Below are 5067 nucleotides of genomic sequence, written 5' to 3'. Positions count from 1 at the left end.
GAAAGGCGTTCTGGTAGCATTGGAACTACACGGTCTGTCACATAGACAGAGGTCGCACGATTGAGGGCTTCCTTGTCGAGGGCAGAACCCTCTGTTACATAGTATGAAACATCAGCGATATGAACTCCAAGTTCAAAATTTCCATTCTTCAAGGGCTTGATGTGAACTGCGTCGTCCAAGTCCTTAGCATCAGCACCGTCAATCGTAAAGGTAATTTCATCTCTTAAGTCCAGACGGCCTTCCATATCCTTCTCAGATGGTGAATCCGGAACACTCTCAGCTTCTTTAAGAACAGCCTTTGGAAACTCAGATACAATGTCCATTGATTCCAAGACCTCGAGGACATCAATCCCTGCATCTGTAGAATGTCCAACAACATCTAGGACACTCGCCACAAAGAAATCGTGTTTCTTACTTGGATACTTATCGATAAAGACCTTGAGAACTTCTGTCCCTTCCAGTTTGAGAGATGGCTTTTTCACATAAATCGGTTGTCTAATCTTTTGATTTTTAGAACGGATATAACCTGCATACTTTGGTTTCTCTTCATCAAGAATAATTTGCCCGACAACTGTCGTGAGACTGTGTTCTAAAATATCGATAATCTTTGCTTCTGCAGCAGTTCCTTTGTTACGGTCAGCAACTTTCTTAATGACAACTTCAACAGTATCGCCATCAATGGCATAGTTAACATCACTTTTTCCAACAAAAAGATCGTCTTCTTCGCCTTCAAGACTTACAAAACCGAACCCATTTTTATGTGCATGGAAAATTCCTTTTAGGGTAATCTCATGTTTTTTCTTCTGTTCTAGGGTTAAACTACCATCTTCTTCAAAGCGAATCTGGTGCTTACGTTCCATCAAGGAAAGAGTTTTGATTAACTCACGGAAGTCCTTTGAACCACCCTTCCCGAGAGCACTGGCCAAGTCATTAACTGTGACACTCCCCTTCTCTTGTAAATATTCTTTTATTTTATCTTTCATGTTTACTTTCTAGATTTATATTAATTTCTTTTTGGTGTAAAACCTTATTTCTTTTAAAAATAAAAATAGGCAAAGACCTAGTCCCGCCCATTATTTTCTTATCTACTTGATAATACCGTCAATGCTAAGGCAATGGCTAGCCAGAAAAAGACTAAAATTCCTGTCAAACGTTGCATCACAGCTTCAAAACCGCGCGCTTTGCTACGTTCAAACAAATCACCTGCACTGGCATCAAATACATTGCTAGATTGGTTTTTAGTTGGTTGCATGAAAATTGCAATCACAATCACAACAGATAATACTAATAGAATGGTTAATAATAGGTTATACATATCAAACTCCTTAAAATCCCTATTATTCTACCATAATTTCTACTTAGATTCAAGATGTAGAGTCACTTTTCTTTCTTTAGGACAATACTTTAAGACCTCAATCTTGTCTGGATGGGTTTTGGAGTTCTTACTGGTTAGATAATTGATGCTGCCACAAGAGGAGCATTTGAGATTGATTTTTACTCGCACTAGATTTCCTTCACTTTTAATAATGTTCTAAATTGGATAAGATTAAATAAACAACTGAGAGCTACACAAAGAGCTGTTGCATAAAATACTGAGTGATAGCCAAATTGTCCCGCTACTGCTGATCCTGCTAAGGGACCTATCACTCCTCCTAGATAAAAGAAGACTTGATTAAAGGCAAATACCCTTGAAATGCCAACTTTAGGAGTCATTTTGCTTAGGAGAGCATTGACACCAGGTATTAGAGCTCCTGTTCCCAGACCAAATAGAAAACGATAGAAGCCTAATTGGAATGGGCTAGTTGCATTTGCACATAATAGATATATGAAAACTGAATATACCTGAGCTACGACAAGTAGTCGATGATTGCCGACTTTATCACCTAATTTACCCATGATACCTGCGCTCATCATACTTGAAAATCCCATGCTGGATACAATCAAACCAGAGACAAAAAGAAGGTTCTCTTTCTGTCCCAGATCTCGTACATACAGGGCAAGGATGGGACCGATAGATTGGGCAGCAAATTGAATCACAAAGCTAGTTAGAAATAGATTTATCAAGAGAAAAGGATATTTAACAGAAGTAAAGAGCTCTTTTGTAGGGAGTGCTTTTTCCTTTGGCACTGGTTGAAAGTTTTCTTTGATAAAAAGAATGGTTAAGATAGCTGCCAAGAACAGGAAACTACCAACCAATAAAAAGACATTTCGAATTCCAAAAATTTCGGCAATGAAACCACCGACAAAGGGACCAGTCAAAGTTCCGGCGACAACACCAGTTGATAAAGTCCCTAGAGCGTATCCTGACCTATCTTTTGGGACTTGACTAGCAATTAAAGCTGTCGCATTGGGTACAAATCCTGTGAAAACTCCATTAAGAAAGCGTAAGAACAAGAGCCAGAAAACATTTGGAACAAATGCCAGACCTCCCATAGTAATAGTCATGGCTAGCCCTGCTCGTATCATCATGGGTTTTCGACCATACTTGTCTGCTAATATTCCCCAAATTGGTGATACAAAGGCTGCAGAAATGGCAGAAACAGATATAGCTAACCCTGAATAAAAGGCAACTTGATCTCCTTCAATTCCTAACTGTTCGACAAAAATAGGCATGAAAGGAACAACGAGAGAAATGCTGGCTCCTGTTAAAAAACAACCAAACCAAGCAATACGAAGATTATCCTTCCAACTAATCTCTTGCATGGGCATCGCCTCCTTCAAGTAAGGTCACTACTTGACTCAAAAGTTTCTCTCGACTGCCATTATTGTCTAATATATAAGTAGCAAATTTCTTCTTTTCTTCTAAAGGCCACTGTGAAGCTAAACGAGTTTCAGCTGACTCTTTGGATAACTGATCACGGTTCATTAAGCGATCCAGCTGAGTATCTCGGCTTACATAAACTAGCCAAGTTTCATCGAACCATGAAGCATAGTCCTGTTCAAAAAGCAATGGAATATCCATGAAAAATACGTCCTCAGTCTGAGCTAACTTGTCTCTCAAAGAGCCCAATTCTTCACGGATGATTTGTCCCTGAGTTTCTTTAGACCATTCTCTCTCCTCCGAGTTAGAAAAGATCAGACTGGCAAGTAATGGTCGATTCAATTCCCCATCTTCTAGAAGGACTTTTTCACCGAAATGCTCTACTAAAATCTGATAAAGGCGACCACCAGGTTTTTGAAGTTGGTGGACAAGCGCATCCGCATCTACCACTTCAAACCCTTTTTGTCTAAGAAAATTTGTGACAGTAGATTTCCCAGATGCAATACCACCAGTGATTCCGATAATTTTTCCCATCACTTTCTCCTTTGACATTTTGGACAAAAATGAGTTCCACGACCACCGAGTTGAATTTTTTCGATGATGGATCCACAACGTGAACAAGCTTGTCCAGCTTTATCATAGACCTGATGAAAGTTTTGCATGGTCCCATCTTCGCCAAATGCATTGGTATAGGTGCGAATGGTTGAACCGCCTTTTTCAACAGCCTGCCCCAAGACTTCAATGGTCTGGTCATAAATAGCTGTGGCTTCTGCTCTTGTCAAACTTTTAGAAGCTCTAGAAGGATGAACTTTCGCTTTCCAGAGAACTTCATCCACGTAGATATTTCCCAATCCAGCAACCAAAGTCTGATCGAGAAGATGCGATTTGATAGGTTTTTTAGATTTCTTCAAGGCACCTATAAAAATCTCTAAGTCAAAATCCTGTTCAGTAGGTTCTGGTCCAAGCTTTTTAGATACAAAGTAAGCATCTAAGAGTTCAGGAGCAAGCAATTCCATAGTTCCAAACTTGCGTACATCCTCGTAAACAAGAACTCCACCATCTTCAAACTGGATGAAAATATGAGCATGCTTACGTTCAGGAACATTGGTTGGATAATAAAAATACTTGCCTTCCATCCGTAGATGAGAAATCAAGACCTTATCTGTCAGGAAGAAAAGTAAATACTTGCCACGGCGCCCCATCGATTGAATCTCTTGACCAGGCACTTCCTTTTGAAATTGATCCAAATCTGTCTTAATCATCTTAGGATAACGAATATCAAGACTAGCAATCTTCTTCCCTAGAATCAGTTTTTCAAGACCTCGTCGAACCGTTTCGACTTCAGGTAATTCAGGCATAACTCCTCCTTCTCTAAAAACAAGAAGCAGGCTACTGCCCACCTCTTCTTAATATTCTTTTTCGTTATAGCCAAAGTCAGCCAAATCTAGCTTCTTATCTCGCCAGTTTTTCTTAACCTTGACCCAAGTTTCTAGGAAGACCTTGTCTCCTAGCATGAGCTCTATATCACGACGGGCCATAGTCCCAATTTTCTTGAGCATGGCACCACCTTTACCGATGACAATCCCTTTTTGGCTGTCACGTTCGACCATAATAGTTGCTCGGATATGAACCTTGTCTGTATCCTCGTCTCGTTTCATAGAGTCCACCACTACTGCAACTGAGTGTGGAATTTCTTCACGAGTTAAGTGTAAGACCTTTTCACGAATCATCTCAGAAACCAAGAATCGTTCTGGATGGTCAGTAATTTGATCCGCAGGAAAATATTGGAAACCTTCCTCAAGATTTTCACTTAGAATATCGACTAGACGAGAAACGTTATTTCCTTGAAGGGCTGAAATCGGAACAATTTCCTTGAAATCCATCTGATTACGGAAATCATCGATTTGAGCCAAGAGCTGGTCTGGATGAACCTTATCAATCTTATTGACCACCAAAATCACAGGAACCTTAGCAGCCTTGAGTCGTTCGATAATCATATCGTCTCCCTTACCACGCGCCTCATCTGCTGGCACCATGAAAAGTACGGTGTCCACTTCACGAAGAGTGCTATAGGCAGACTCTACCATAAAATCTCCGAGTGCTGTCTTAGGCTTGTGAATTCCAGGAGTATCGATAAACACGATTTGCTCCTTATCAGTGGTGTAAATCCCCATGATTTTATTGCGCGTTGTCTGCGCCTTATCACTCATGATAGCAATCTTTTGCCCCATGACATGATTCAAAAAAGTTGACTTCCCTACATTTGGACGTCCTAAAATGGCTACAAAGCCTGATTTAAATGTCAT

Annotated in this window: 7 protein-coding genes; all 7 read right to left on the bottom strand. The window is 40.2% G+C overall.

The annotated features are described in order from the left end of the window. Window positions 1-983: RNB domain-containing ribonuclease (locus tag SINDD18_RS11200; RefSeq protein ID WP_241497312.1), on the bottom strand; the 983-nt coding region annotated here is incomplete at its 3' end. Between the two features lie 98 nt (window positions 984-1081). Continuing rightward, window positions 1082-1315, bottom strand: coding sequence for a preprotein translocase subunit SecG (gene secG / locus SINDD18_RS02655; RefSeq protein ID WP_000282514.1), 234 nt, complete (start codon window positions 1313-1315; stop codon window positions 1082-1084). Window positions 1316-1354: 39 nt separating this feature from the next. Further along, window positions 1355-1504, bottom strand: a complete 150-nt coding sequence (rpmG, locus tag SINDD18_RS02650) for a 50S ribosomal protein L33 (protein WP_001809104.1) — start codon at window positions 1502-1504, stop codon at window positions 1355-1357. Then, a complete protein-coding gene (locus SINDD18_RS02645) occupies window positions 1504-2703 on the bottom strand; it encodes a multidrug efflux MFS transporter (protein ID WP_061862981.1) in 1200 nt (399 codons plus the stop codon). Before SINDD18_RS02645 ends, rpmG begins: the two co-directional genes overlap by 1 nt. Next, window positions 2690-3295: a dephospho-CoA kinase gene (coaE, locus tag SINDD18_RS02640; RefSeq protein WP_061862980.1), complete on the bottom strand. Its 606-nt coding sequence runs from the start codon at window positions 3293-3295 to the stop codon at window positions 2690-2692. Before coaE ends, SINDD18_RS02645 begins: the two co-directional genes overlap by 14 nt. Then, entirely contained in the window at window positions 3295-4119 is an 825-nt protein-coding gene (gene mutM / locus SINDD18_RS02635; protein WP_061862979.1) for a DNA-formamidopyrimidine glycosylase, read from the bottom strand. Before mutM ends, coaE begins: the two co-directional genes overlap by 1 nt. A gap of 48 nt (window positions 4120-4167) precedes the next feature. After that, entirely contained in the window at window positions 4168-5067 is a 900-nt protein-coding gene (gene era, locus SINDD18_RS02630) for a GTPase Era (protein WP_000143255.1), read from the bottom strand.

It is taken from the genome of Streptococcus infantis (assembly GCF_001579645.1).
Lineage (GTDB): Bacteria > Bacillota > Bacilli > Lactobacillales > Streptococcaceae > Streptococcus > Streptococcus infantis_E.
Note: the sequence above shows the minus strand (reverse complement) of the source record. Positions and strands in the feature narration are given on the sequence as shown.